The 25,490-nt window shown below is 58.1% G+C and carries 23 protein-coding genes; 8 read left to right on the top strand and 15 right to left on the bottom strand.

What is annotated here, in order from left to right; translation table 11 throughout:
• Positions 1-57: 57 nt before the first annotated feature.
• The 4 genes from ACI5GA_RS10225 to glpK all read right to left on the bottom strand — a co-directional run bounded on the left by ACI5GA_RS10225 (position 58) and on the right by glpK (position 5,892).
• On the bottom strand, positions 58-975 hold the full coding sequence (locus tag ACI5GA_RS10225; RefSeq protein WP_404636132.1) for a glutamate/aspartate ABC transporter substrate-binding protein: 918 nt from the start codon (positions 973-975) through the stop codon (positions 58-60).
• Positions 976-1,501: 526 nt separating this feature from the next.
• Positions 1,502-3,040: a glycerol-3-phosphate dehydrogenase gene (gene glpD, locus ACI5GA_RS10220; RefSeq protein ID WP_421422706.1), complete on the bottom strand. Its 1,539-nt coding sequence runs from the start codon at positions 3,038-3,040 to the stop codon at positions 1,502-1,504.
• Positions 3,041-3,433: 393 nt separating this feature from the next.
• The gene (locus ACI5GA_RS10215) at positions 3,434-4,189 is read right to left on the bottom strand and encodes a DeoR/GlpR family transcriptional regulator (RefSeq protein ID WP_421422705.1); all 756 of its coding nucleotides are present in this window, start codon (positions 4,187-4,189) and stop codon (positions 3,434-3,436) included.
• A gap of 197 nt (positions 4,190-4,386) precedes the next feature.
• The gene (glpK, locus tag ACI5GA_RS10210; RefSeq protein ID WP_421422704.1) at positions 4,387-5,892 is read right to left on the bottom strand and encodes a glycerol kinase GlpK; all 1,506 of its coding nucleotides are present in this window, start codon (positions 5,890-5,892) and stop codon (positions 4,387-4,389) included.
• A gap of 286 nt (positions 5,893-6,178) precedes the next feature.
• Here glpK and ybaK point away from each other — a divergent pair, with 286 nt between their 5' ends.
• Positions 6,179-6,649, top strand: coding sequence for a Cys-tRNA(Pro) deacylase (gene ybaK / locus ACI5GA_RS10205; RefSeq protein ID WP_421422703.1), 471 nt, complete (start codon positions 6,179-6,181; stop codon positions 6,647-6,649).
• A gap of 73 nt (positions 6,650-6,722) precedes the next feature.
• Positions 6,723-7,511: a PhzF family phenazine biosynthesis protein gene (locus tag ACI5GA_RS10200; RefSeq protein WP_404636141.1), complete on the top strand. Its 789-nt coding sequence runs from the start codon at positions 6,723-6,725 to the stop codon at positions 7,509-7,511.
• Between the two features lie 58 nt (positions 7,512-7,569).
• On the opposite strand, the gene ACI5GA_RS10195 is transcribed toward ACI5GA_RS10200, so the two are convergent.
• Together ACI5GA_RS10195 and argF are read right to left on the bottom strand one after the other, a co-directional pair.
• The gene (locus tag ACI5GA_RS10195; RefSeq protein ID WP_421425465.1) at positions 7,570-8,616 is read right to left on the bottom strand and encodes an ABC transporter ATP-binding protein; all 1,047 of its coding nucleotides are present in this window, start codon (positions 8,614-8,616) and stop codon (positions 7,570-7,572) included.
• Positions 8,613-9,533, bottom strand: coding sequence for an ornithine carbamoyltransferase (gene argF / locus ACI5GA_RS10190; RefSeq protein ID WP_404636143.1), 921 nt, complete (start codon positions 9,531-9,533; stop codon positions 8,613-8,615). The genes ACI5GA_RS10195 and argF overlap by 4 nt, the downstream gene beginning before the upstream one ends.
• 451 nt (positions 9,534-9,984) lie before the next feature.
• On the opposite strand from argF, the gene ACI5GA_RS10185 reads away from it, so the two are divergent.
• The 3 genes from ACI5GA_RS10185 to grxD all read left to right on the top strand — a co-directional run bounded on the left by ACI5GA_RS10185 (position 9,985) and on the right by grxD (position 12,988).
• Positions 9,985-10,287 carry a hypothetical protein gene (locus ACI5GA_RS10185; protein ID WP_062387999.1) on the top strand — a complete coding sequence of 101 codons (303 nt, stop codon included), beginning with the start codon at positions 9,985-9,987 and terminating at the stop codon, positions 10,285-10,287.
• Between the two features lie 146 nt (positions 10,288-10,433).
• Positions 10,434-12,542 carry a molybdopterin oxidoreductase family protein gene (locus ACI5GA_RS10180; RefSeq protein ID WP_421422702.1) on the top strand — a complete coding sequence of 703 codons (2,109 nt, stop codon included), beginning with the start codon at positions 10,434-10,436 and terminating at the stop codon, positions 12,540-12,542.
• A 116-nt stretch (positions 12,543-12,658) separates the two neighbouring features.
• Positions 12,659-12,988, top strand: a complete 330-nt coding sequence (gene grxD, locus ACI5GA_RS10175; RefSeq protein ID WP_108239385.1) for a Grx4 family monothiol glutaredoxin — start codon at positions 12,659-12,661, stop codon at positions 12,986-12,988.
• A 260-nt stretch (positions 12,989-13,248) separates the two neighbouring features.
• On the opposite strand, the gene bfr is transcribed toward grxD, so the two are convergent.
• The 4 genes from bfr to pyrC form a co-directional block, all read right to left on the bottom strand.
• Positions 13,249-13,725: a bacterioferritin gene (gene bfr, locus ACI5GA_RS10170; protein ID WP_400592811.1), complete on the bottom strand. Its 477-nt coding sequence runs from the start codon at positions 13,723-13,725 to the stop codon at positions 13,249-13,251.
• Between the two features lie 200 nt (positions 13,726-13,925).
• Positions 13,926-14,144, bottom strand: coding sequence for a bacterioferritin-associated ferredoxin (locus tag ACI5GA_RS10165; RefSeq protein WP_166593464.1), 219 nt, complete (start codon positions 14,142-14,144; stop codon positions 13,926-13,928).
• 289 nt (positions 14,145-14,433) lie between these two features.
• Positions 14,434-15,111: a ribonuclease T gene (rnt, locus tag ACI5GA_RS10160; RefSeq protein ID WP_404636148.1), complete on the bottom strand. Its 678-nt coding sequence runs from the start codon at positions 15,109-15,111 to the stop codon at positions 14,434-14,436.
• The gene (pyrC, locus tag ACI5GA_RS10155) at positions 15,108-16,154 is read right to left on the bottom strand and encodes a dihydroorotase (RefSeq protein WP_421422701.1); all 1,047 of its coding nucleotides are present in this window, start codon (positions 16,152-16,154) and stop codon (positions 15,108-15,110) included. The genes rnt and pyrC overlap by 4 nt, the downstream gene beginning before the upstream one ends.
• Positions 16,155-16,302: 148 nt before the next feature.
• Between pyrC and ACI5GA_RS10150 the strand changes: the two genes are divergently transcribed.
• Positions 16,303-17,289: a flagellar protein MotY gene (locus tag ACI5GA_RS10150; RefSeq protein WP_404636152.1), complete on the top strand. Its 987-nt coding sequence runs from the start codon at positions 16,303-16,305 to the stop codon at positions 17,287-17,289.
• A gap of 129 nt (positions 17,290-17,418) precedes the next feature.
• Complete coding sequence (locus ACI5GA_RS10145; protein WP_404636154.1) at positions 17,419-18,636, top strand: argininosuccinate synthase; 1,218 nt, start codon at positions 17,419-17,421, stop codon at positions 18,634-18,636.
• A gap of 85 nt (positions 18,637-18,721) precedes the next feature.
• Here ACI5GA_RS10145 and ACI5GA_RS10140 read toward each other — a convergent pair whose 3' ends face one another.
• Complete coding sequence (locus ACI5GA_RS10140; RefSeq protein WP_421422700.1) at positions 18,722-19,315, bottom strand: hypothetical protein; 594 nt, start codon at positions 19,313-19,315, stop codon at positions 18,722-18,724.
• Between the two features lie 1,135 nt (positions 19,316-20,450).
• Between ACI5GA_RS10140 and ACI5GA_RS10135 the strand changes: the two genes are divergently transcribed.
• The gene (locus ACI5GA_RS10135) at positions 20,451-21,077 is read left to right on the top strand and encodes a response regulator (protein ID WP_404636158.1); all 627 of its coding nucleotides are present in this window, start codon (positions 20,451-20,453) and stop codon (positions 21,075-21,077) included.
• Between the two features lie 120 nt (positions 21,078-21,197).
• Here ACI5GA_RS10135 and ACI5GA_RS10130 read toward each other — a convergent pair whose 3' ends face one another.
• From ACI5GA_RS10130 to metG, 4 genes are all read right to left on the bottom strand, one after another.
• Positions 21,198-21,380, bottom strand: a complete 183-nt coding sequence (locus tag ACI5GA_RS10130; protein WP_404636159.1) for a PA3496 family putative envelope integrity protein — start codon at positions 21,378-21,380, stop codon at positions 21,198-21,200.
• A gap of 106 nt (positions 21,381-21,486) precedes the next feature.
• Positions 21,487-22,125 carry an endonuclease III gene (gene nth / locus ACI5GA_RS10125; protein WP_421422699.1) on the bottom strand — a complete coding sequence of 213 codons (639 nt, stop codon included), beginning with the start codon at positions 22,123-22,125 and terminating at the stop codon, positions 21,487-21,489.
• Between the two features lie 67 nt (positions 22,126-22,192).
• Positions 22,193-23,227: an electron transport complex subunit RsxB gene (gene rsxB / locus ACI5GA_RS10120; RefSeq protein ID WP_421422698.1), complete on the bottom strand. Its 1,035-nt coding sequence runs from the start codon at positions 23,225-23,227 to the stop codon at positions 22,193-22,195.
• A 61-nt stretch (positions 23,228-23,288) separates the two neighbouring features.
• The gene (gene metG / locus ACI5GA_RS10115) at positions 23,289-25,337 is read right to left on the bottom strand and encodes a methionine--tRNA ligase (protein ID WP_421422697.1); all 2,049 of its coding nucleotides are present in this window, start codon (positions 25,335-25,337) and stop codon (positions 23,289-23,291) included.
• Between the last annotated feature and the right edge of the window lie 153 nt (positions 25,338-25,490).

The following is a 25,490-nucleotide window of genomic DNA, read 5'->3' as shown; positions in this document are numbered from 1 at the left end:
CCGCATTGCAGCTCCGGGAGTCAGGCTTTCACTTTTGTCGCGTGTGAAGGAAAGGACTTACGCCTTCTTCTCAGGAGCAGGCTTGTCGTTCGGGTTCTCGATCAGCTTTTGCAGCTCTGGGCTCATCGGGAATTCGAGGTTCAGGCCTTTTGGCGGGATTGGCTGGGTGAACCACTTGTCGTAGATCTTCTTGATTTCGCCCGACTTGTAGAGACCTACGATGGCGTCGTCCACGGCTTTCTTGAACGCAGGGTCGTCCTTGCGAACCATGCAACCGTAGATTTCATAGGACTGTGGAGTGCCGGTCACGTGCCAGTCGGTTGGCTTCTTGGCCTTGGCCATTTCGCCTGCCAGCAGGGCGTCGTCCATCATGAAGGCGACAGCGCGGCCCGATTCCAGCATCTGGAAGGACTCGCCGTGGTCTTTGGCAGAGATGACGTTCATGCCCATTTGCTTGTCGGCGTTCATCGCTTTGATGATGCGCTCGGACGTGGTGCCCGCAGTGGTCACGACGTTTTTACCTTTCAGGTCATCGAAGTCGTTGTATGGAGAGCCGACTTTGGTCAGCAGGCGGGTACCGATTTCGAAGATGCCGACCGAGAAGTCGACTTGCTGTGCGCGCTCGGCGTTGTTGGTGGTCGAACCACACTCAACGTCGACGGTGCCGTTCTGGACCAGCGGGATACGGGTTTGCGACGTGACCAGGTTGTAGTTGACCTTCAGGTCCGGCTTGTTCAGGTCTTTCTTGATCGCTTCAACGATCGCCAGCTGGATGTCGTGGGAGTAGCCGACTGGCTTGCCCGACGCGTCTGCGATGTAAGAGAACGGAATCGACGAGTCGCGGTGACCGAGGGTAATGGTGCCCGAATCATTGATTTTCTTCAGGGTGCCGGTCAGTTCTGCAGCAGAGACTGGGGTGCTGATCAAAGCGGCGGCTGCAATGGCCACGCCCAGAATGTGGGGAACGATACGCATCTGTTAATCCTCGACTTTGTTTTTCTTATGGGTCCGGTGTTGGGTCGGCCCTATCGTTTCAGAACGCTACAACGGCGGCCCAATCAGGCGGCACGCTACATCGGAGCAATCGTGGATGAGTGTAGAGCATGAGTCATGCCAAGGACGTGGCAGCTCTTAATTCATTGAAAATAAAGGAAATTTATTCTGTTTCAGTCACGGAAAAGCGTTTTGCTGTCCGGGATGCCGAATAGGCGAGGGGAGGGGTGTTCGGAAATCCGAATGGAAGTGATGCGTGCTGGGGTTTTAAGGTTGACGCTGCACTTGTGGGAGCCGGCTTGCTGGCGAATGCGGTAGTTCAGTGACAGATGAGTCAGCTGGCACGACGCTTTCGCCAGCAAGCCGGCTCCCACAGATTCAGCGTCGATAACGAGATTCAAGTTCGGCGCGATCCCTGTGGGAGCCGCCTTGGTGCGGGCGGCGTTCCGACGAAGGTGTTTGACCAGGCAACATCTCCCACCGGAGTGCGCAGTGTAGGGGCAGGGGTTCACGCAGCCGCTATGGTGCTTTTATGGTGAGCCACCTTATCGAGGTACGCCTGCACGTTCTGCTGTTCTTCCACCGTGGTGAAAAGCCCGAGCTTGGTCCGGCGCCAGAGAATGTCTTCTGCCTGAGTGACCCATTCAGCCCTGCACAGATAATCTACCTCCGCACTGTAAAGCCCGCCCCCCAGGTGCTCGCCCATATCCGCCAGCCCATGCACACCATCAACGATCTGCCAACTGCGCGAGCCGTAGGTGATCGCCCAACGTTTGGCCATCTCGGCGGGTAGCCAGTTGCAGCGCTGTTGCAGCTCGGCGGCCAGCGCCGATGGAGTGGTCATGTTTTCACCGCCGGGCAGGCTGGTCTTGGCGGTCCAGCTCGGTTTCATCTGCGGGAAGAATGGCGCCAGTTGCTGCATCGCAGACTCGGCCAGCTTGCGGTAGGTCGTCAGCTTGCCGCCAAATACCGACAGGATCGGCGCTTCTTCAGCACTGCCCGACAGCGACAGCGTGTAATCGCGAGTAATGGCCGACGGGTTGTCGGATTCGTCGTTGCACAGCGGACGCACGCCCGAATAGGTGCGGATGATGTCATCGCGGCTGAGCTGCTTCTTGAAGTGCTCGTTGACGATTTTCAGCAGGTAATCGGTCTCGCCTTCGGTGATTGCCACTTTCGCAGGATCGCCCGCGTATTCGCGGTCGGTGGTGCCGATGATGGTGAACTGCTCCAGATAGGGAATTGCGAACACGATACGCTGATCTTCGTTCTGCAAAATGAACGCGTTTTCGCCTTCATACAGCTTCGGCACGATCAGGTGGCTGCCTTGAATCAGGCGGATGCCGTACTGCGACTCAAGCTTCAAGTCTTCACGAATGAACTTGGCGACCCAGGGACCCGCAGCATTCACCAGCGCTTTGGCGCGAATCGAAAACAGGCTGCCATCGGCGCGCTCCATATTCAGGTGCCACAGACCATTGCTGCGACGGGCACCGAGGCAGAGGGTCCGGGTGTGAATGTGCGCGCCTTTTTCGCGGGCAGCCATGGCGTTGAGCACCACCAGACGGGCATCGTCGACCCAGCAGTCAGAGTATTCGAAACCGCGGGTGATCAAGCTGTTCAGCGGACTGTTGGCGCCGAAGCGCAGGTTTTTCGACGCAGGCAGTTTTTCGCGCTTGCCCAGATGGTCGTACAGGAACAGACCGGCGCGGATCATCCAGGCCGGACGCAGGTGAGGGCGATGAGGCAACACGAAACGCATGGGTTTGACGATGTGCGGCGCCTTCTCCAACAACACTTCACGCTCGGCCAGCGCTTCGCGTACCAGACGGAATTCGTAATGCTCCAGATAGCGCAAGCCACCGTGGATCAGCTTGCTGCTGGCCGACGAGGTGTGGCTGGCCAAGTCGTCCTTCTCACACAAGAATACCGAGAGGCCACGACCGGAGGCGTCCGCTGCGATCCCGACACCGTTGATCCCACCGCCGATCACGGCTATGTCGTATACCTCGGAAAGGGGCGGGGTGGGCAAGGCGGACTGGGCCATCGGGGCCTCCTGTGGGAAATTCGATCATGTTCGATTTTGGCGAATTCGAACATTTGCGTTCATTTTCGAAAATAGTAACGCAATAAGGAACACCTCACCACTCGGCAGTGATTGAAAATACTGATTAGGAGAACGGGAAAGGAACAAAAGCGAACATGAGCATGTTCGGTTGGGTGTATAAACCCGAGAGGAATGGTTAATCGCGATTTGTCTTTGATTCTGCCCGAAGGGCCTAGCGAGGCTTGCCCGCGATCTGGCGCGAAGCGGCAGTAAATCCTGATGTCGCGGTGTACCCCAGCCAACCAGATCGCCTGGTTTTGCTGCCGGTGTCCGGCAGATCGTCAACAAGCTGGACTCCTACGTCCTTCGGGCAGACGCAGGAATATACGTTGTTCAGACGACTTCCAACCGAATCTTGTTCTGCGCCAGCAATTGCGCCAACGCAGGCACGGGCGCCTGATCGGTCACCAGGCAGTCGATCAGGGTGATCGGCCCCAGGCGCACCATCGCGTTACGTCCGAATTTGCTGGAGTCCGCCGCCAGGATCACCTGACGCGCGTTGGCGATGATCGCTTGGGATACCCGCACTTCCTGATAATCGAAGTCCAGCAGGCTGCCGTCTTCGTCGATGCCGCTGATGCCCACCAGCGCAAAATCCACCTTGAACTGAGTGATGAAATCGACGCTGGCCTGACCCACCACGCCGCCATCACGGCGCACGTTGCCGCCCGCCAGCAAGACTTCAAAGTCGTCCTTGCCGCTGAGGATCGACGCCACATGCAGGTTATTGGTGATGATTTTCAGGTGGTTGTGGTTGAGCAGGGCGCGGGCGATGGATTCGGTGGTGGTGCCGATGTTGATGAACAGCGAAGCGTGATCGGGGATTTGCGCTGCAATGGCCTCGGCGATGCGCTGTTTCTCGTCGCGCATCTGATCGGCGCGCATGGCATACGCGGTGTTCTCGATGCTGGAGTCATAGGCCGCGCCGCCGTGATAGCGACGCAGCAGATTCATTTCCGCCAGTTGATTGATGTCGCGCCGGATGGTTTGCGGGGTCACGACGAACAATTGGGCCATTTCTTCGATGCTGACGTAGCCGCGCTCACGGACCAGCTCGAGGATCTGCTGTTGACGGGGGGGCAGATTCATTTTTCTTCCTTCGGGCAAGGGCGCCCATGATGCCGCAGGGAGCCATTACCTGTCAGCCGGAAAAATGACCGCTCTTGAGCGCCGCCACACCTCTGTAGCAGTCCGGCTTGCCGGCGGCAGCGGTATGACAGACATCCTTTAACGCCTGACACACCGCTACCGTCGGCAAGCCGGACTGCTACAGAGGACTGTGCAACTTATTCAGCATCCTCGTGCGGTTCCCAATCCCGCGTGCGGTCCACCGCTTTGCGCCAGCCCGCATACAGCTTCTCTTTTTCAGTCTCATCGCACTGCGGCTCGAATTTGCGCTCGATCACTGCTTTGTCCTTCAACTCGTCCAGCCCGCTCCAGAAGCCAATCGCCAGACCCGCCAGGTAGGCCGCGCCCAAGGCGGTGGTTTCGCGCATCTTCGGACGTTCGACCTGCGTCCCCAGGATGTCTGCCTGGAACTGCATCAAGAAATTGTTCGCCACCGCGCCGCCGTCCACGCGCAGCGCTTTGAGCGGCTCGCCAGCGTCTTGCTGCATGGCGTCGAGCACGTCGCGGGTCTGGTAGGCGATCGACTCAAGGGCAGCCCGAATGATGTGATCGACTTTCACTCCACGGGTCAGGCCGAACAGCGCGCCGCGCGCGTAAGGGTCCCAATACGGCGCGCCCAGCCCCGTGAACGCCGGAACCAGGTACACGCCATTGCTGTTTTTCACTTTGGTCGCGAAGTATTCGGTGTCCATGGAGTCGTTGACGATTTTCAGTTCGTCCCGCAGCCATTGCACGGTGGAGCCGCCGTTGAACACTGCGCCTTCCAGTGCATAGGCGACTTCGCCCCGAGGGCCGCAGCCGATGGTGGTCAGCAGGCCGTGATGAGATTTCACCGCTTTCTTGCCGGTATTCATCAGTAGGAAGCAGCCCGTACCGTAGGTGTTCTTGGCCTGTCCCGGTTCCACGCACATCTGCCCGAACAACGCCGATTGCTGGTCGCCTGCGATACCGGCGATGGCGATGCCGCTTTTGCTGTGGCCGTAGACTTCAGAGGAGGATTTGACCTCGGGCAGCATCTCCCGGGGTACGTCCAACACGTCCAGCATTCGCTGATCCCATTCCAGCGTGTGGATGTTGAACATCATGGTGCGCGAAGCGTTGGTGTAATCGGTGACGTGAACCTTGCCGCCGGTGAATTTCCAGATCAGCCAGCTATCGACGGTGCCAAAGAGCAACTCGCCCCGGCGAGCGCGCTCGCGGCTGCCTTCGACGTGATCCAGAATCCATTTCAGTTTGCTGCCGGAAAAGTACGGGTCGATGACCAGGCCCGTGGTTTCCTTGATGTAGCCCTCAAGCCCATCGCGCTTGAGTTGCTGGCAGATTTCCGTGCTGCGACGACATTGCCAGACCACCGCGTTGTAGATGGGACGACCGCTGTCCTTCTCCCAGACCACGGTGGTTTCACGCTGGTTGGTGATGCCGATGGCGGCGATCTGATTGTGGTGCAGGTTGGCCTGAGCCAGCACTTTGGTCATGCAGGCCGTTTGGGTGGCGAAGATTTCCATCGGGTCATGTTCGACCCAGCCAGGCTGTGGGTAATGCTGGACGAACTCGCTTTGTGCGGTGCTCACCACATTGGCGTCCCGGTCGAAGACGATCGCGCGGGAACTGGTCGTGCCTTGATCGAGGGCGATGATGTAATTCTTGTTGTCGTGGTCGGTCATGTCGATTGCCTGGTGATAAAGCGGGTGTCCGCAGGGCTGCCATCAGTGTACGTGTGAAAGCGCTTTTTGCGCTCGAACAGATGATTCATGAGTCGCTGAATATTCGTATTCGAAAAAATATAGACGTAAACGAACCTTGTCAAAGGTCGTAAATGAATGTCCGAGGCTTTGAAACTGTTCTCGGATTTTCACCTGGCCAAGCCCTTCTGGCTAAGGCGTTTGGGGAGCAGATGGCCTAAAGTAACGGCAACCCATTTTGATAAAGCCCGGCCGTCTGGAGCCTCGCATGACCCCCGCACTGGATCTACTGAAAAAAGTTCGCGCCGAACACCGTGTACACAGTTATGAGCATGATCCCAAGGCTGCGTCTTATGGTCTTGAAGCCGCTGAAAAATTGAACCTGCAACCAGCTCAGGTGTTCAAGACGCTGTTAGCCAGCACGGAAAAAGGTGAATTGCTGGTGGCCGTAGTGCCGGTGGTGGGGTCGTTAGACCTCAAGGCGCTGGCCCATGCCGCAGGGGTAAAAAAAACGGAGATGGCCGACCCTGCTGCTGCACAGCGTGCGACGGGGTATTTGCTGGGGGGCATCAGTCCGCTGGGGCAGAAAAAAAGGCTGCGCACTTTCATCGATGAGTCCGCTCAGCCGTTCGCGACGATTTTTGTCAGCGCCGGTCGGCGCGGGCTTGAAGTCGAACTGTCGGCAGCGGTACTGGCGCAGCACACCAGCGCAATCTTTGCGCACATCGGCCGTGAGTGAGTCATTGAGGCCGTGACGTATTACGGCGACCAGGAAGGGACGCTGCGAACAATAACGATTGGGGGCACTTTCCATGCAGCTTGAATTTCATCAAGTCGACGCGTTCAGCGACCGACCCTTCGCAGGCAATCCGGCGATGGTCTATCGCCTCGATGCCTGGCTGTCGGACGAATTGATGCAGCGCATCGCGGCAGAACACAATCTGTCCGAAACCGCCTTCGTGGTACGAGAAGCGCAGGGCTGGCACATCCGCTGGTTCACGCCGACCCATGAGGTGCCGCTGTGTGGGCATGCGACGCTGGCGACGGCGTGCGTGTTGCTGGAGAAGTATGGGGAAACCTCCGACGTCATCTCGTTCATCAGCAAGTCCGGTGCGCTGAGCGTGACTCGGGAAGCCGGACGACTGCTGCTGGATTTCCCTGCCATGCCACCGAGTGAGGTGGGCGTCACCGTGGACATCGAACGCGCGCTCAACACTGAAGTGGTGGATGTGCTGGGCTCGGCGGAGTTGCTGGTGGTGCTGGAGTCCGAGCAGGCGGTGCGCGATTGCAAACCCGACCTGGCGGCCATCGCTCGTTTACCTTGGCCCGGTGTGATCGTGACGGCCAAAGGCGACGGCGAGCGATATGACTTCGTGTCTCGCTACTTCGCACCTGCGATCGGCATTCCCGAAGACCCCGTAACCGGCGCAACCCATTGCAGCCTGATCCCTTATTGGTCGGGGCGCCTGAACAAATTCAGCCTGAATGCCCATCAGCTTTCGGCCAGAGGCGGGGAGCTGTTCTGTCGGCTGGAAGGGGATCGGGTGAAGATCGGTGGGCACACGACGCTGGTGGCCAGCGGAACCCTTACGCTGGGTTGACTCAGACTTTTCCAGGTGACTCCTGAGTGACTCGAACACCTACAGAGGTGCGCTGGATTCAGGCCGCTGGAAACAACACCAAATGCTCAGCCGCCACCCGAATCCCGGCGTCTTCCCCTACACGCAAATCGACGTTGCTGGGGAACAGGCCTTCCAGTGGCGTACCGCTCGGCAATTGCAGCCGATACAACGTGGCAGCGCCCTGGAACGTCTTGCTGGTGACCCGGGCTTTCAAGGCGTTGTCCGGTGCGTAGACGATGTCATCCGGGCGCAGCAGCACGTCCATCGGCGAACCACTGGCCCCGCGGTAGGCGCGGTTGCCGCGCAGCGCACCCAGCTCGGTCTGCACCGATTCGGCATCGATCAATTGGCCACGAATGAAATACCCCTGGCCGACGAAGCTGGCGATATAAGGCGTGGCCGGTTCGTGATAGAGGTTGTAGGGCGTGTCCCACTGCTCCAGTCGGCCTTCCTTGAACACCCCGACATGATCGCTGACCGCGAAGGCTTCCTCCTGATCGTGGGTGACCAGAATTGCGCTGGTGCCACGGGCCTTGAGGATGTCGCGCACCTCATGGCTCAAGCGCCGTCGCAGCTCGCCGTCGAGGTTGGAGAAGGGTTCGTCGAGCAGCAGCAGTTGGGGTTCAGGGGCCAGCGCACGGGCCAATGCGACACGTTGCTGCTGGCCCCCGGACAGTTCGTGCGGATGGCGTTTGCCCAGCGTGCCGAGGTTGACCAGCTCCAGCATCTCCTCGATCACGTGTGTCAGGCGCGGATGGTTGCGGATGCCAAAGGCAATATTGTCGGCGACTGTGAGGTGGGGGAACAGCGCGTAGTCCTGAAACACCATGCCGATGCGACGCTTTTCCGGTGCCAGTGTGAAACCGGCTTTGGAAATGACCTCGTCCGCCAGCACGATTTCACCTTCATGCACGGGCTCGAAACCGGCAATGGCCCGCAGCGTCGTGGTCTTGCCGCACCCTGACGAACCCAGCAGGCAGCCGATGTCACCGGCATTGAGGTGCAGATCGAGGTTCTGCACCACGCGTTGGTCTTGATAGCCACAGGCCAGGTTGCGCAGTTTCAGCAGCATGGGGTCACTCAGGCGGGTGTGTAGGCAGGTGCCACGAGGAACTCCAGCAGCGCCTTTTGTGCGTGCAGTCGGTTCTCGGCCTGATCCCACGCGACCGAGCGCTCGTCATCGAGCAGGTCTTCGCTGATCTCTTCACCACGGTGCGCTGGCAGGCAATGCATGAACAGCACATCGTCAGCGGCCAGATCGAGCAGTTCGCGGGTCACCTGGAAGGGCTTGAACAGCGCGTTGCGTTTGGCGGTTTCGTCTTCCTGGCCCATGGAGGTCCAGACGTCGGTGCTGATCAGATGCGCGCCCTTGACCGCTTCGCGAGGGTCACGGGTCACGGTCACACGGTCACCGGCCAGGGCCAGGAAGGCCGGGTTCGGCTCATAACCTTCAGGGCAGGCGACCCGCAGATTGAAGTCGAACTGGATCGCCGCTTCTATATAGCTGTTGCACATGTTGTTACCGTCGCCGATCCAGGCCACGGTCTTGCCCTTGATCGAGCCGCGGTGTTCAAGGAACGTCTGCATGTCGGCCAGCAGTTGGCACGGGTGCAGATCATCGGACAGGCCGTTGATCACGGGCACCCGTGAATGCGCAGCGAATTCGGTGAGATTGCTGTGAGCGAAGGTGCGGATCATCACTGCGTCGACCATGCGTGACATGACGCGTGCGCTGTCGGCAACCGGCTCGCCACGGCCCAGTTGCGTGTCGCGAGGAGACAGAAAGATCGCCTGACCGCCGAGTTGAATCATGCCCGCCTCGAAGGAAACCCGGGTACGAGTCGAAGATTTCTCGAAGATCATGGCCAGTACACGACCTCTCAGCGGCTCAAATAGCACGCCTCGATTTCGCAGGTCCTTCAGCTCAATGCCGCGACGGATCAACGCGCCCAGCTCATCTGGCGTGTAATCCATCATCGAGAGAAAGTGCCTGGTGTTCATCATTAACTACCTTGTCTGCAACAGACCGCAGATCCTCAAAGCCGGGTTTTATCGGGAAAACGGGCGAGACCTGCGGCGAAAGCCGCACGGGGCGACGAATAGGGAAGGCGCGAGGGTATAAGAAAATGTCGCCTCGTGCCAAGGCCCGGCGTGTCTGAAAAAGATCGTCAGACGTTCGGTCGCTTGAATATGGCGAGTTCAGGACGCTTTTCATGTACCGAAGTGCTACAGTTGCGTACACAACGAAGGCAATTAGCCATCGTCTCGTCGACAACAGGGCAAAGGTTTTACACCGCCGTGTCGGACGCTGGCAATTACTGCCGATTCTGCAACAGTTTCAAAATGCTGCAGGACCTTATGCGACACGCTTCACGCCGCGCAAACCCGGACGTTTCCTAAACCAGTGGCGTGGGTTATAAAGACTGCTTATGTCCTCCAGAAGAGGTGGGGAATGGATTCAAAAGAGAAACAACTGACGGAACTGCTCGGGCTGACCGCCCGCACCCTCACGCACCTCACGGCTTCCATGACATCGATGTCGTTCGAGCTGATGCGCAGTGAAGATGAAGTGACTCGCTCGGCAGGTCGTCGCATGATCGACCGCATGGCCACCATTAGCGCGGGTCTCGACGATCATTGGCGTTTGATTGGCGAATTGACCGGCGTGCAGGTCTCGCAGGAGCAGGTCGAAACCGTTCACGAGATTCAGATGCAGCGCAAGGTCGTCACCCCCATCGGCGGCTCCGCTTCCTGATTTTCCCTCCTTTGCGCAGGTGAGCTATCGGCTCACCTGATGCTGTCCGATTCACGGCACTGACGTTTCTGGCGGATGTCCGCAACAGGCTCCATAGTCTTGTTTCCGCGATGCTCCAATCGCTATACAAGAACGTGAGACTGGCGATGACCAAGACTCTCCATCACCGTGCCTGTCACCTGTGCGAGGCCATCTGTGGCCTGACCATCGAAACCACCCTTGAGGATGACGCGTCGGTGCGCATCAGCTCGATCAAGGGCGATGCGCTGGACACCTTCAGCCGAGGGCATATCTGCCCCAAGGCCGTTGCCCTGCAAGATATTCAGAACGATCCGGACCGGCTACGCCAGCCGATGCGCCGTATCGGCACCGAGTGGCAGCCGATCGCGTGGCAAGACGCTTTCGACCTGATCGCTGAACGCCTGGCCGACATCCAGCAGCGTCATGGGCACAATGCGGTGGCGGTGTATCAGGGTAACCCCAGCGTTCACAACTATGGGTTGATGACCCACAGCAACTACTTCCTCGGCCTGCTGAAAACCCGTAACCGGTTTTCGGCGACCTCGGTGGATCAACTTCCTCACCACCTGACCAGCTATCTGATGTATGGCCACGGCCTGTTACTGCCGATTGCCGACATCGACCACACCGATTTCATGCTGATTCTGGGGGGGAACCCGCTAGCCTCCAACGGCAGTATCATGACCGTGCCCGACGTGGAAAAACGCCTGAAGGCCATTCAGGCACGGGGTGGCAAAGTCGTGGTGGTCGACCCGCGGCGCAGCGAAACGGCCGCCATTGCCAATCAACACGTGTTCATCCGTCCGGGCGGCGATGCGGCTTTGTTGTTTGGGCTGTTGCACACGTTGTTCGCTGAAGGGCTAACACGGGACACGCATTTACCTGTAGACGGGCTGGAAGAGGTCCGGGCCGCCATTGCGCACATGGACGCCGAAGCCATGAGCCTGCGTTGTGGTGTTCCTGCTGAGCAGATCCGTCAATTGGCCCGTGAATTCGCAGGGGCGGACAAAGCCGTGTGTTATGGGCGCATGGGCATTTCCACTCAGGCGTTCGGCACCTTGTGCCACTGGCTGGTGCAACTGATCAATCTGGTCACGGGGAATCTGGACCGAGTGGGTGGCGCACTCTGTACCGAGCCTGCGCTGGACCTGGTGGCATCGACATCAGGGGGCAGTTTCAATCGTTGGCAAAGCCGCGTGTCGGGGCTGCCCGAGTATGGCGGCGAGTTGCCGGTCTCGGCGCTGGCCGAGGAGATGTTGACCGAAGGCGAGGGGCAGGTGAGGGCGCTGGTCACAGTGGCGGGTAACCCGGTGCTGTCAACGCCCAACGGACGCAAGCTGGACCAGGCGCTGGAAGGTCTGGAATTCATGGTCAGCGTCGACCTCTACATCAACGAGACCACCCGCCACGCCGATCTGATCCTGCCGTCCACGTCGGCTCTAGAGAATGATCATTACGACACCACATTCAATATGTTCGCGGTGCGCAATGTCACCCGCTTCAATCGGGCGATTCTCGCTAAACCTGAGGGAGCGTTGCACGACTGGGAGATTTTCGTCGGGCTGGCCCAAGCGTTTGCGCTCAAGACCGAGCGGGAGTTGAAACCGACCATCCCGCCCGCGCAAATGGTGGATCGTGGTTTGCGAGCCGGGCTGTATGGCGACACGTCTGCGTTCAAATTGTCGCTGGGAACGCTGCATGATCACCCTCACGGGCTGGATTTGGGGGCGTTGAAGCCCAATCTTGCGACGCGTCTGCGAACGGCCAACCAACGCGTTCAGGCGGCGCCTGAGGTGATCCTCGCTGATTTGGTGCGATTCGCTACGGCGCAATTGCCCCCCGCAGACGAATTATTGCTGATCGGTCGGCGCCATGTGCGCAGCAACAACTCCTGGATGCACAACTACCATCGTCTTGTGAAAGGCAAGCCTCGGCATCAATTGCTGATGAACCCTGAAGATCTGGCCAGCCGTGGATTGAGCGATGGCCAGCGAGTGCGCGTAAGTTCGCGGGTGGGGGTGATTGAAGTCGAAGTCATGGGCAGCAGTGACATGATGCCCGGCGTGGTCAGCTTGCCGCACGGCTGGGGGCATAGGCGTCCGGGCGTACAGATGGACATCGCCCGCGATCAGCCTGGAGAGAGTGCGAACGATTTGACCGATGAGCGGCAACTGGACGCTGTCTCCGGGAATGCAGCGCTTAACGGCGTTCCCGTCACGGTAGCCGCTGCATGACATTCATCATATTTATCGGATCGATTAAAGCCAAGACCGAGCGTTACGCTGGGTAATCGGTTAGAATGCGCCACCGTGTCGACTCATACAGTCGTAAAGTTCAGCCGAGGTGCTCCATGGATATCATCGAAACGATCAAAGACCAGATTGCCAAAAACACCGTCCTGCTTTACATGAAAGGCGCCCCGAATGCCCCGCAGTGCGGCTTCTCGGCCAAGGCTTCTCAGGCCCTTATGGCGTGTGGCGAGAAGTTCGCGTACGTCGATATCCTGCAGAACCCTGAAATTCGCGCCAACCTGCCAAAGTACGCTAACTGGCCAACCTTCCCACAACTGTGGGTCGACGGCGAACTGGTGGGCGGTAGCGACATCATCGTTGAAATGCATGCCAACGGTGAGTTGCAGCCACTGATCAAGGCTGCGGTCGAGAAGAACGCGACTGCCTGATTCGGCTGTTGAGGAAAAGCCCCGCTCTCTTACGAGAAGCGGGGCTTTTTTGTGGACGTCGTTCCTGACCGCGACGCCCCCCTGTGGGAGCCGGCTTGCTGGCGAAGGCGCCCGGTCAGACATTGAGGTGTTAAATGAATCACCGTATTCGCCAGCAAGCCGGCTCCCACAGTGATGTGCCGTCCCATAAAAAAGCCCTGCCAGGCTCAACGCCGGGCGGGGCTTTTTTGTAGGCTAAGACTTTGTAGGCTAAGACTGAATCAGTCTTCTTCGCCCATCTGCGATTGCAGGTAGTTCTCGATACCGACTTTGTCGATCAGGCCCAGTTGGGTTTCCAGCCAATCGATGTGCTCTTCCTCGGATTCGAGGATGTCTTCCAGCATCTCACGGCTGCCGAAGTCGCCAACACTTTCGCAGTGAGCGATGGCGGCTTTCAGATCCGCGTGGCCTTTGCGTTCGATCTTCAGATCGCACTCCAGCATTTCCTTGGTGTGCTCGCCGATCAGGATTTTGCCCAAGTCTTGCAGGTTAGGCAGGCCTTCCAGAAACAGGATGCGCTTGATCAACTTGTCAGCGTGCTTCATCTCGTCGATGGATTCTTTGTACTCGTGCTTGCCCAGCTTGTTCAGGCCCCAATCTTCGTACATGCGGGCATGCAGGAAGTACTGGTTGATCGCGACCAGCTCGTTTCCGAGGATCTTGTTGAGATGCTGGATGACTGTAATGTCGCCTTTCATGATCGAGGTCCCGTCGAAGATGTTTATATACAGGCGCCAAGTTTGAGCCTCGAATTATCCTCTGTCAAACCTAAGTTATTGAATAATAAGTGAAAATAAATAGGAATAAGAATGTTTGTGTTCCTCATCTTATCGCTAAGCGATTGAATTACAGGCATAAAAAAACCGGACACAAGGTCCGGTTCTTGAAAAACAGCTAATTATGCAGCAGAAAATTCTGCAGGGTAGGCGAGTGCAGCCTGCGAGGTTTGCAGCTCGGTCAGGGTTTCACGCACCACTTCCTTCGCCAGGCAGGCACATTTCCCACATTTGCTGGCGACACCCAAGGTCTCGCGCACTTCACGATAGCTGCAGCATCCTTCCATGATCGCTTCGCGGATTTGTCCGTCGGTGACACCTTGGCAGAGGCAGACATACATATAAAAAGGACCGTCGCAGAGTTATTTGCTCATGTGCGACGGATACTAATGTTAATGAGAATGCTTGTCAAAGCTACTTCCTGAACGACAGATGAACGTCGATGAATGGTCATGTGCGTGAGCTTGGCGCAGGACTTGTGGGAGCCGGCTTGCTGGCGAAAGCGACGTGTCAGGCAACCTCTTTCCAGCAGACCCGGCGCCTTCGCCAGCAAGCCGGCTCCCACGCGATTGGTGGTGAACCCGAAAAAAAACCGGCCACTTGGGCCGGTTTCTTGGGTTGGCACAGACTTCAATCGTCGAAGTCGTGCCAGCCGCCCATTTCCTTCCAGCGGTTCACGATCCCGCAGAACAGCTCGGCGGTCTTTTCGGTGTCGTAACGCGCCGAATGGGCTTCACGGCCATCGAAATCGATACCGGCCGACTGGCAGGCTTTCGCCAGCACGGTTTGGCCATAGGCCAAGCCCGCAAGCGTGGCGGTGTCGAAGCTTGAGAAGGGATGAAACGGATTACGTTTCATGTCCAGCCGCGCCACGGCCGCGTTGAGGAAACCGAGGTCGAAACTGGCGTTGTGGCCCACCAGGACCGCCCGTTTGCAGCCGTTGGCCTTCAGCGCCTTGCGCACGCCCCGAAAGATATCGGTCAGCGCGGTTTCTTCGCTCACGGCCATGCGCAACGGGTGATCCAGCTTGATCCCGGTGAACTCCAGCGCAGCGGCTTCGATGTTGGCGCCCTCAAACGGCTCCACACGGAAGAAGTACGTGTGCTCCGGGAAAACAAAACCGTGGTCATCCATGCCGATGGTGGTCGCCGCAATTTCCAGCAACGCATCCGTGGCCGCATTGAAGCCGCCTGTCTCCACGTCGACAACGACCGGCAGATAACCGCGAAAACGCGCTGCCATCGGGTGCCTGGAGCCTGTACCGCCGCCAGAACCTTCCTGATCGTCGTCGTAAAGGTCTTCACTCACGCGTTGTCCTCCAGCAAGCGCCAGCGCAATTTCTCTCCGGCACGCAGCGGGATGACCGACAGCTCGCCGAAAGGCAGGCTGGCCGGGGCGGTCCACTCATCACGCACCAGCGTGATGGTGTCGGTGTTGGCTGGCAGGCCATAGAATGCCGGGCCGTTGAGGCTGGCGAAGGCTTCCAGTTTGTCCAGCGCGTTACGCTGTTCGAAGGCTTCGGCGTACAGCTCGATGGCTGCATAGGCGGTGTAACAACCGGCGCAACCGCAGGCTGCTTCCTTGGCGTGCTGCGCGTGCGGCGCCGAGTCGGTGCCCAGGAAGAATTTCGGGCTGCCGCTGGTGGCTGCGTCCAGCAAGGCCACCTGATGGGTGTTGCGCTTCAGGATCGGCAGGCAATAGAAGTGCGGGCGAATGCCGCCCACCAGCATGTGATTGCGGTTGTACAGCAAGTGGTGCGCGGTGATGGTCGCGCCAACGTTGGCCGAGGCTTCGTTGACGAACTGCACGGCGTCGCCTGTGGTGATGTGTTCGAACACGACCTTGAGGGTCGGGAAACGCTCAACGACACGACGCATGTGCTCATCGATGAAGATTTTTTCGCGGTCGAACACGTCGATGTCGCCACGGGTCACTTCGCCGTGGATCAGCAGCGGCATGCCGACTTCGGCCATCGCTTCAAGGACCGGGAAGATCTTGTCGACGCTGGTCACGCCAGAGTCGGAGTTGGTGGTGGCGCCGGCAGGGTACAGCTTGGCGGCGTACACGAAGCCACTGGCCTTGGCAGCGCGGATGTCATCGGGCTGGGTCAGGTCGGTGAGGTACAGCACCATCAGCGGCTCGAAGCGGCTGCCTTGCGGGCGGGCCGCGAGGATGCGCTGACGATAGGCATCCGCTTGTTCCGCGTTGCGTACCGGTGGCACGAGGTTTGGCATGATGATGGCGCGGCCAAAAGTGCGCGCAACGTCAGCGACGGTGTGGGGCAAAACAGCGCCATCACGAAGATGGATGTGCCAGTCGTCGGGACGCAGGAGGGTCAGGCGGTCGGACATGGGGGGGATTCCAGGCGGGCAAACTCGCTGGGAATGCTACCGGAAAAGACTCGTCCAGGCACTCGCTATCAAGTTTTGTAGGAAGTTACCGATAGACACGTGTAAGCGATCAATTTGTTTCGCGTGAAATTTTCTAGTGGAGCCTCCCGTGCGCCAGCGATATCTAGCCCTGCTCAGCGTGTTTGCCAGCCTTCCGGCCATGGCTCTCACTTTCCAGACCCGTCTGGAGAATATCGAGTGGAAGGTAGAGGGCGATCAGTTCGAATGTCGTCTGAGTCAACCGATCACCGATTTCGGTGCGGGCGAGTTCGTGCGTCGTGCAGGTGAACAGGCCACTTTTCGGCTGAAAGCCACAGGCTACAGCCTGGCGTCCGGCTCGGCCACGCTCATTGCAGCGGCAGCGCCATGGCAACCGGGGCGGGGCGATCTGAACCTGGGCGCTGTGAAGGTCGGCAACGGCGAGATTCCTTTCAATACCAATCAGGCCCAGGCCGGTCGGCTGATCGCAGGGCTGATGGAAGGGCGCAGCCCGGTCATTCGTCATGCCCTGCGCGATGGTGGCGGGGCGATGGAAGTGCGTTTATTGCCGGTCAAGTTCAGCAAGGCGTACACAGATTTTCAACTGTGTACCGCCAAGTTGCTGCCCATGAACTTCGACCAGGTACGTCAGGCTGAAATCGGCTTCCCGGGTGGCGGTATCGATCTGGATGCCCAGGCCAAGCGTCGTCTTGATACGGTACTGGCTTACATGAAGGCCGACCCGACCGTCAATCACGTCGAACTGGATGGCCATTCCGATAACAGCGGCAACCGCCTGACCAACCGCGATCTGTCTCGTCGCCGGGCCTTGGCCGTCATGGATTACCTGAAGGCTCAAGGCGTGCCGGAAGAGCAGATCACTGTTCGCTTCCATGGCGAGCAATACCCCTTGGTTCCCAACACCAATAATGCCAACCGTGCGCGCAACCGTCGGGTGAACATTCATCTGGATCGCGTGGCCGAACAGAAACCAGCCGTGCCGCCCGCCGCAGCCCCCGCGCCATTCGCGCCACCTGCTCCAGCGCCTTCCGCTATGCCGGCACCCACGCCTGCGCCGACCACTGCAACGGGAGCTGCGGCGTCCAAGGTCTCCTGAGTCATCCCCGCACGTCGTGTGTTCGACAGCTTCTGTCGCTTCGTCGTCAGAAGCTGTCGCGACACTGTAAATCCAAGCGTATGAGCGGTAGAATCCGCGGTTTTCCGTACAACGCGTTGGAGTGATGGCATGGCGGACGTTAACAAGGTAGTTCTCGCGTATTCCGGTGGCCTGGATACTTCGGTAATCCTCAAGTGGCTGCAGGATACGTATAACTGCGAAGTGGTGACTTTTACCGCTGATCTGGGTCAGGGCGAAGAAGTCGAACCCGCACGCGCCAAGGCGCAAGCCATGGGCGTCAAAGAAATCTACATCGACGATCTGCGCGAAGAGTTCGTGCGCGATTTCGTGTACCCGATGTTCCGTGCCAACACCGTTTACGAAGGTGAGTACCTGCTGGGTACTTCCATCGCGCGTCCGCTGATCGCCAAGCGTCTGATCGAAATCGCCAACGAAACCGGCGCTGACGCCATTTCCCACGGCGCGACCGGCAAGGGCAACGACCAGGTTCGTTTCGAGCTGGGCGCCTACGCACTTAAACCAGGCGTTAAAGTGATTGCCCCTTGGCGCGAGTGGGACCTGCTGTCTCGCGAGAAGCTGATGGACTACGCCGAGAAGCACGCGATCCCGATCGAGCGTCATGGCAAGAAGAAGTCCCCGTACTCCATGGACGCCAATCTGCTGCACATCTCCTATGAAGGCGGCGTACTGGAAGACACCTGGACCGAGCACGAAGAAGACATGTGGCGCTGGACCGTTTCCCCGGAAAACGCGCCAGACAAGCCGCAGTATCTGGAACTGACCTATCGCAACGGCGACATCGTTGCACTGGACGGTGTTGAAATGACCCCGGCCACTGTTCTGGCTACGCTGAACCGCATCGGTGGTGAGCACGGCATCGGTCGTCTTGACATCGTTGAGAACCGTTATGTCGGCATGAAGTCCCGTGGTTGCTACGAGACCCCTGGTGGCACCATCATGCTCAAGGCGCACCGCGCCATCGAGTCGATCACCCTGGACCGTGAAGTCGCTCACCTGAAAGACGAGCTGATGCCGAAATACGCCAGCCTGATCTACACCGGCTACTGGTGGAGTCCTGAGCGTCTGATGCTGCAACAGATGATCGACGCTTCCCAGGTTCACGTGAACGGCGTTGTGCGCCTGAAACTGTACAAGGGCAACGTGATCGTGACCGGTCGCAAGTCCGACGATTCGCTGTTCGACGCCAACATCGCGACCTTCGAAGAGGATGGCGGTGCGTACAACCAGGCCGACGCAGCGGGCTTCATCAAGCTCAATGCGTTGCGCATGCGCATTGCGGCGAACAAGAACCGCAAGTTGTTCTGATCGCATCATCTTCAGGGTGCGGCCTTTCGGGGGCTGCACCCGCTCTCCGGGTTACCTCATCTTTTCCATTTTCGAAACATGCTCGTCATGAGTCGTTCTGATCTTCGGATGACGCCTGTCGGACATCCTGTTCTCCTTCCATCGGCGCTGCCGTTTGACTCGACTCAGGCTTTGGAGCGTTTTTGAATTCAAAGCGGTAGGCTTTGCCGATATTCCAGACGTCACGCACTGCAAGTTCCAGCAATTGCGCGATCTCCGGCACGGTATAACCCAATGCCGAATAATGCATGGCATGCCCGGCGACGGTATCGTCGACAGCGAGCGTGTCCCGGCTGCGCTGAGGCCTTGATCCTCTGACAGGACGGCTGTAATGAATCTTCACGCCGTTTTCGCTGGCCAGGCGCTTGATCTCCTTGCGGTTCATTCGCAATGAATATTGAAGCGCGGTAACCCCTGCGCCCTTGGCGACCAATCCCTTCAATTGTTCGATTTTGGCATGCGCGTGAGTCGCGTCAGTCAGGCTTTCGTCAGTGGGCTGAGCCTCCCAGTTCGAGTGTCGAGTTTCGCCCTCGGGAACAACGCTGATGATGCCACCCTTGGCGACGTAGGCTTCCACCGCTTCTTCCAGTTTAAGAGCGGGGATGACGGAACCCGAAGTTATATCTGTTCGCTTGGTCATGGTCTGTTCCTGTTAATGTGTTGATATATACGATTCGATATGCCAGAGGCCCGTGATCGAATAAATGAATGCACCGCTGGCAGGATGTTCCGTGCAGCCGAGTCCTGCTCGCGTATTAATACAGGCAAGGTCTTATAAATGGATGGGCGATGGCTCAGGCGACGTGACGGGCAGGAGGTGTAGTTATAGTTGCCTGAAACCGGAAAAGGTTGAGGAAAAAAGTAACGACTGGAAATAGGTTTGGCAAGTAAAAAATGTTTTTTTGGCAGGGGCGTGAAGTTGGAGTGAAGGGGTCTTACAAGTGAATGAGTTCAGTCCGTTAGTGTTGTAGTATTTTTCTTATTTATTAATATTTGTCTGGAATTACAGTCGGATTTCGTATTACGTGTGTGGCGGGCGCCTGACGAATCATGAAGGCATGTTGAATGTAAGTTCTCCCATTGTTTGATGAGTTAGGCACGGGTTGCACGCAGTCGTAGAGCACCGGGCTAAACGGGCGTTGTTGCTCCGGGCGAGGCGTGGCTTCGGCCTATTCCGAAAGGTGTGTAGGAGATTTCGTTAAATAAATATGTATAGGAAATGATTTTTTTGAGTGTGTATTTTTCAACATTGCGCTGATTGACAAGGCGGGGTTGTAATTTGCAATATTTTATGATTGAACTTGCATGGAATGTTTCCAGGATCCGCTTATCCTGAGCATCAATGCGATCATGATGCAGGTAATGGGATCATTTGGGCGTCTGTCTCATAACGACGCGTCCCTCATATTTCGATAATGAGAGAATTCTTTAAGCCGACTGATATTTCGATGTCTGAGCGCGCGGCTATTGACATGGGGAGAGCGGTTTCGTGGGCAGGCGGATCAATGAGTGGATATGCGGCAAACACTGGTTTCTTCACAATGCCTTACGGGGGCTGTTCAAAACCTGCGAATGGAGAAGTCAGTGTGGGATGGTGGCAGGCTGTCCGGCCGGAAACTCGGGTGCATAAGTCTGGTTTTGTAGGACATTTCTGTTGCTTGAGTGGGAAAGGTCTTTGCCTGCTAGTCCAAAGGGAGGAGCGCCATGCAAAGCGGTAAACGACTAAGCTATTGTGCGGGCTCCAAAATATCGAACAGCAAAAAAATGGACTGCACATGAATAAAGTGTTGATCGTGGACGATCACCCCGTCATTCGGCTCGCCGTGCGTATGCTGATGGAGCGGCATGGCTACGAGGTCATCGCTGAAACGGACAATGGAGTGGATGCACTGCAGCTGGCCAGGGAGCATTTGCCCGATATCGTCATTCTGGATATCGGTATTCCAAAGCTCGACGGGCTTGAAGTCATTGCGCGGCTGACAGCGATGACACTGCCGTTCAAGGTCCTGATCCTGACATCACAGGCGCCTGGTCATTTCTCGATGCGCTGCATGCAGGCAGGCGCGGCAGGCTATGTGTGCAAGCAGCAGGATCTGACCGAGTTGCTGAGCGCTATCAAGGCGGTGTTGTCCGGATACAGTTATTTTCCCAATCAGGCGCTTCACACGGTGCGTTCGAGTCTGGGCAATGCCAGCGAAGCGGAAATGGTTGATCGCCTCTCAGGCAGGGAGATGATGGTCTTGCAGCAGTTGGCGAGGGGGAGGACCAACAAGGAGATTGCTGACGGGATGTTTCTCAGCAACAAGACCGTCAGCACGTATAAAACGCGTCTGCTGCTCAAACTGAATGCGCACTCGCTGGTTGATCTGATCGAGCTTGCCCAGCGCAACGGCCTCGTTTAGCGATAGCTCCAATCGCCCTTGCGAGCATGATGGTCATCAAAAAGGTGCGGGTGCCTCAGCGGACTTCTGCCGATAAGGCAAAAGCCTCTCGAAACCAGGAGAGGCTTTGAGCGCCAGGGGTCAGAAGTCGAAGTCGTAATCCGCGAGCTGCTTTTGCAGGCGACGCTCTTCCAGAAGATTATCGATGGTGCGGCGCTTGCTGAGATTGGTTTTCGCAGTTTCTACGGGTACTTGCACGGCTTCGTCCGCGTCGGCGGACACGAAGTCGTCATCTACGTCCATCTGCTCTTTGTCAGTGCTCATGAAAGTTGACTCCAGCTTAGACTGTCATTGGCGCACCTTATATCGACAAAACCGAACCGGGTAAAAAAGATTTTTTCAATCGATCATCAGGCAAAAACGCTATTGCTCAATCGTCAGAAGTCTTCTGCTTGAACTCACACAAATCTTCGATCCGGCAACTGCCGCAGCGAGGCTTTCGGGCCACGCAGACGTAGCGACCGTGCAGGATCAGCCAATGGTGGGCGTCCAGGAGATAATCTTTCGGTACGAACTTCATCAGTTTGTTTTCGACATCGACAACGTTCTTCCCCGGCGCGATTCCGGTGCGATTGCTGACGCGGAAAATGTGTGTGTCGACCGCCATGGCCAGTTGGCGAAACGCGGTGTTGAGAACCACGTTTGCTGTTTTGCGACCCACCCCTGGCAGCGCTTCGAGCGCTTCACGGGTTTGCGGAACTTCACCCCCGTGCAACTCGATCAGCATCCGGCATGTTTCGATGACGTTCTTCGCCTTGCTGTTGTAAAGACCGATGGTCTTGATGTACTCCGAGAGGCCTTCAACACCCAGTGCGTAGATGGCCTGCGGCGTATTCGCGACAGGGTAAAGCCGCGCAGTCGCCTTGTTGACGCTGACGTCGGTTGCCTGGGCGGAAAGAATCACAGCGATCAGCAGCTCGAATGGAGAGCTGTAGGACAGTTCGGTTTTAGGATCGGGATTGTCTTCGTGAAGACGGCGAAAGATTTCCAGACGTTTTGCTGCGTTCATCGAGTGGGGATTCCCAAGGGCATCATCAGGTCGTTTTTATCAGGCGGCGTGAAGGCAGGGATTCAGTCTACGTGGCTTCAATGGCCCGCAGGGCTTGTTCTGCCTCTACGATTTCTGCATTCAGTGCAGCAAGCTGCTCCGCGGTCACCTCAGTGGCTTGTGCCTTCTTGAGCGCGGCTCGACGCATCGCCAACTGGATCTTTGCCCGATTCAGCGCTGCCTTGTCGGGCTTTTCGGCGTTTGCATCCGCTCGTACGGGCAGGGGCGGTGACTCGTTGGAAGGCGTTGCCTTCAGAAGTGCTGCCAGTGCTCGTTCCGCGTCGTCAAATTCACGCTGTAACACCACCAATTGAGCGGCTTGTTCCGCGATGGGGGGATGACCAAATGCCTTGAGCGATTTGTTCAATTGGGCACGAGTCATGTTGACGTGTACACGCGCCTGCTTCAAGGCGGCGTCGCCCACTGCGGCTTTCTGCACGCGAACGCGCTCTAATGCTGCCTGCACCGGGTCAACGGTGGTTGGGGCCAACACCTGTGGTGGCTGCTGGCGAGCCAGGCGTTCGGCCTGGCGCTGCTGTGCTTCACGTTGCAGGCGTAGCGTACGTGCCTCGAATCGCTGGCGAGCATGGTCTCGCTTTGCGGTTCTGGCGACGCGTTGGGTTTCGTCAAATGCAAGCCCGCCGACGATGGGAACGACGTTCGATGAGGGCAAGGGCAGCATGTCGATACAGTCAACCGGGCATGGGGCGACGCACAGATCGCAACCTGTGCACTCGTCGGCAATCACCGTGTGCATTAGCTTCGCAGCTCCCACGATGGCGTCCACGGGACAGGCTTGAATGCATTTGGTACATCCGATGCACTCAGCTTCCCGGATGAAAGCAACTTGTGCAGGTGCGCTGCCGCGTTCGGTGTCGAGCGGAAGAGCGGTGACGCTCAGCAAATGCGCCAACGCGGCGATGGTTTCATCGCCGCCCGGAGGGCACTTGTTGATGGCTTCGCCGTTGGCGATCCCTTCGGCGTAAGGCTTGCAGCCGGGGTGGCCGCATTTGCCACACTGGGTCTGTGGCAACAGGGCGTCGATACGCTGAATCAGGTTCATGCTTGGACCAAAGGCCGACGCTGTCGAGGCGTCGGCGCCTTTTGTGTGCTCGATGCGTTGTTTACTTGATGCGTTGACCAGGTTTGGCGCCGCTGTCCGGGCTCAGCAGGTAGATTTCCTCACCGCCAGGACCTGCTGCCATCACCATGCCTTCGGAGATGCCGAAGCGCATTTTCCGTGGCTTCAGGTTCGCGATCATCATGGTCAGACGGCCTTCCAGCTCGGCCGGGTTCGGGTAGGCGCTCTTGATGCCGGAGAATACGGTGCGCTTCTCGTCACCGATGTCGAGGGTCAGGCGCAGCAGTTTGTCCGCACCTTCGACATGTTCGGCTTTCTCGATCAGCGCCACGCGCAGGTCGATGGCTGCGAAGGCGTCGAACTCGATTTCCGGCGACAGCGGGTCTTTCGCCAATTCGCCGTTGCCCGGTGGGGCCGTGCCGGTATCGGTGGCGCTGGCCGCCAGATCTTCTTTCGAGGCGTCAGTCATGGCTTCCACTCTGGCCGGGTCGATACGGGTCATCAGGGCCTGGAACGGATTCAACTGATGGTTGCCGAGCAGCGTCAGGTGGTCGTTCCAGGTCAGCGGTGCAACGTTGAGGAATCGCTCGGCATCGGCCGCCAGTTTCGGCAGGACGGGCTTGAGGAAGATCACCAATTGGCGGAACAGGTTGACGCCCAGTGCGCAGATCGCCTGCACCTCGTCCTGTTTGCCTTCCTGCTTGGCCAGCGACCATGGCGCCTTGTCAGCGATCCAGGCGTTGGCTCGGTCGGCCAGGGCCATGATTTCGCGCATGGCACGAGCGAAATCACGACCCTCGTAGGCGTCGGCGATACTCGGTGCGGCGGCGAGGAAGGCGTCAGTCAGTTCAGGCGCAGCGTTGTCGGCAACCAGCACGCCCGCGTTGCCTTTGTGAATGAAGCCTGCGCAGCGGCTGGCGATGTTGACCACCTTGCCGATCAGGTCGGAGTTGACCTTCTGTACGAAGTCTTCAAGGTTCAGGTCCAGGTCGTCGACGCCGCGGCTCAGCTTGGCCGCGTAGTAGTAGCGCAGGTATTCCGGCGACAGGTGCTCAAGGTAGGTGCGCGCCTTGATGAAGGTGCCGCGGGATTTCGACATCTTCTGGCCGTTGACGGTCAGATAGCCGTGAACATTGATGCCGCTCGGCTTGCGGAAGCCCGAGCCGTCGAGCATGGCTGGCCAGAACAGGGCGTGGAAGTTGACGATGTCCTTGCCGATGAAGTGGTACAGCTCGGCGGTCGAGTCTTTGTTCCAGAACGCGTCGAAGTCCAGGCCTGGTGTGCGCTCGCACAGGTGCTTGAAGCTGGCCATGTAGCCGATTGGCGCGTCCAGCCAGACGTAGAAATACTTGCCCGGCTCGTCTGGAATCTCGAAGCCGAAATAAGGCGCATCACGGGAGATGTCCCATTGCTGAAGACCCGCGTCCAGCCATTCGGCGATCTTGTTCGCGACGGCGTCCTGCAGGGTGCCGCTACGGGTCCACTCTTTGAGCATGGCGTCGAAGGCGGGCAGGTCGAAGAAGAAGTGTTTGGAATCCTTGAGCACCGGGGTCGCGCCGGAAATCGCCGATTTCGGATCTTTCAGGTCGGTCGGTGCGTAGGTGGCGCCGCATTTTTCGCAGTTGTCGCCGTACTGGTCTTCTGTGCCGCATTTCGGACAGGTGCCCTTGATGAAGCGATCGGCCAGGAACATTTTCCTTTCCGGGTCGAAATACTGGGTCACTGAACGCGTGGCAATGTGACCGGCGTCCCGCAGACGAGTGTAGATCAGGCTCGACAACTCGCGGTTTTCTTCGGCGTGGGTCGAATGGAAGTTGTCGAAATCCACCAGGAAGTCGGCAAAGTCGGCACTGTGCTCGGCCTGCACGTTGGCGATCAGTTGCTCAGGCGTAATGCCTTCCTTCTCGGCGCGCAGCATGATGGCCGAACCATGGGCGTCGTCCGCGCACACGTAGATGCACTGATTGCCACGGTGCTTCTGGAAACGCACCCACATGTCGGTCTGGATGTACTCCAGCATGTGGCCAAGGTGGATGGAACCATTGGCATAGGGCAGGGCGCTGGTGACGAGAATCTTGCGTGGCTCGGACATGGGGCTCGGCTACTTGAAGTGAAACGGAGATCGGCCACTATAAAGGCCTGAGCGTTTTTTTTCATCTCGCAGATGGGCGCAGGGAGACCTTTTACGATGTCTGAATACGCTACAGACCTTGTGGGAGCCGGCTTGCTGGCGAATGCGGTGCAT

The sequence above is a fragment of the Pseudomonas sp. Pseu.R1 genome (assembly GCF_045764065.1).
Taxonomy (GTDB): domain Bacteria; phylum Pseudomonadota; class Gammaproteobacteria; order Pseudomonadales; family Pseudomonadaceae; genus Aquipseudomonas.
This window is presented reverse-complemented; position numbering and strand designations above follow the sequence as displayed.

What these genes read in the sequence shown, in the direction of transcription:
- ACI5GA_RS10130 (WP_404636159.1), bottom strand. Translation starts at nt 21,380, where the DNA reads ATGAGCACTGACAAAGAGCAGATGGACGTAGATGACGACTTCGTGTCC.
- nth (WP_421422699.1), bottom strand. Translation starts at nt 22,125, where the DNA reads ATGAACGCAGCAAAACGTCTGGAAATCTTTCGCCGTCTTCACGAAGAC.
- ACI5GA_RS10225 (WP_404636132.1), bottom strand. Translation starts at nt 975, where the DNA reads ATGCGTATCGTTCCCCACATTCTGGGCGTGGCCATTGCAGCCGCCGCT.
- ACI5GA_RS10185 (WP_062387999.1), top strand. Translation starts at nt 9,985, where the DNA reads ATGGATTCAAAAGAGAAACAACTGACGGAACTGCTCGGGCTGACCGCC.
- ACI5GA_RS10135 (WP_404636158.1), top strand. Translation starts at nt 20,451, where the DNA reads ATGAATAAAGTGTTGATCGTGGACGATCACCCCGTCATTCGGCTCGCC.
- ACI5GA_RS10215 (WP_421422705.1), bottom strand. Translation starts at nt 4,189, where the DNA reads ATGAATCTGCCCCCCCGTCAACAGCAGATCCTCGAGCTGGTCCGTGAG.
- ACI5GA_RS10200 (WP_404636141.1), top strand. Translation starts at nt 6,723, where the DNA reads ATGCAGCTTGAATTTCATCAAGTCGACGCGTTCAGCGACCGACCCTTC.
- metG (WP_421422697.1), bottom strand. Translation starts at nt 25,337, where the DNA reads ATGTCCGAGCCACGCAAGATTCTCGTCACCAGCGCCCTGCCCTATGCC.
- pyrC (WP_421422701.1), bottom strand. Translation starts at nt 16,154, where the DNA reads ATGTCCGACCGCCTGACCCTCCTGCGTCCCGACGACTGGCACATCCAT.
- ACI5GA_RS10140 (WP_421422700.1), bottom strand. Translation starts at nt 19,315, where the DNA reads ATGACCAAGCGAACAGATATAACTTCGGGTTCCGTCATCCCCGCTCTT.
- grxD (WP_108239385.1), top strand. Translation starts at nt 12,659, where the DNA reads ATGGATATCATCGAAACGATCAAAGACCAGATTGCCAAAAACACCGTC.
- ybaK (WP_421422703.1), top strand. Translation starts at nt 6,179, where the DNA reads ATGACCCCCGCACTGGATCTACTGAAAAAAGTTCGCGCCGAACACCGT.
- bfr (WP_400592811.1), bottom strand. Translation starts at nt 13,725, where the DNA reads ATGAAAGGCGACATTACAGTCATCCAGCATCTCAACAAGATCCTCGGA.
- ACI5GA_RS10145 (WP_404636154.1), top strand. Translation starts at nt 17,419, where the DNA reads ATGGCGGACGTTAACAAGGTAGTTCTCGCGTATTCCGGTGGCCTGGAT.
- ACI5GA_RS10165 (WP_166593464.1), bottom strand. Translation starts at nt 14,144, where the DNA reads ATGTATGTCTGCCTCTGCCAAGGTGTCACCGACGGACAAATCCGCGAA.
- argF (WP_404636143.1), bottom strand. Translation starts at nt 9,533, where the DNA reads ATGAACACCAGGCACTTTCTCTCGATGATGGATTACACGCCAGATGAG.
- glpD (WP_421422706.1), bottom strand. Translation starts at nt 3,040, where the DNA reads ATGGCCCAGTCCGCCTTGCCCACCCCGCCCCTTTCCGAGGTATACGAC.
- ACI5GA_RS10180 (WP_421422702.1), top strand. Translation starts at nt 10,434, where the DNA reads ATGACCAAGACTCTCCATCACCGTGCCTGTCACCTGTGCGAGGCCATC.
- glpK (WP_421422704.1), bottom strand. Translation starts at nt 5,892, where the DNA reads ATGACCGACCACGACAACAAGAATTACATCATCGCCCTCGATCAAGGC.
- rsxB (WP_421422698.1), bottom strand. Translation starts at nt 23,227, where the DNA reads ATGAACCTGATTCAGCGTATCGACGCCCTGTTGCCACAGACCCAGTGT.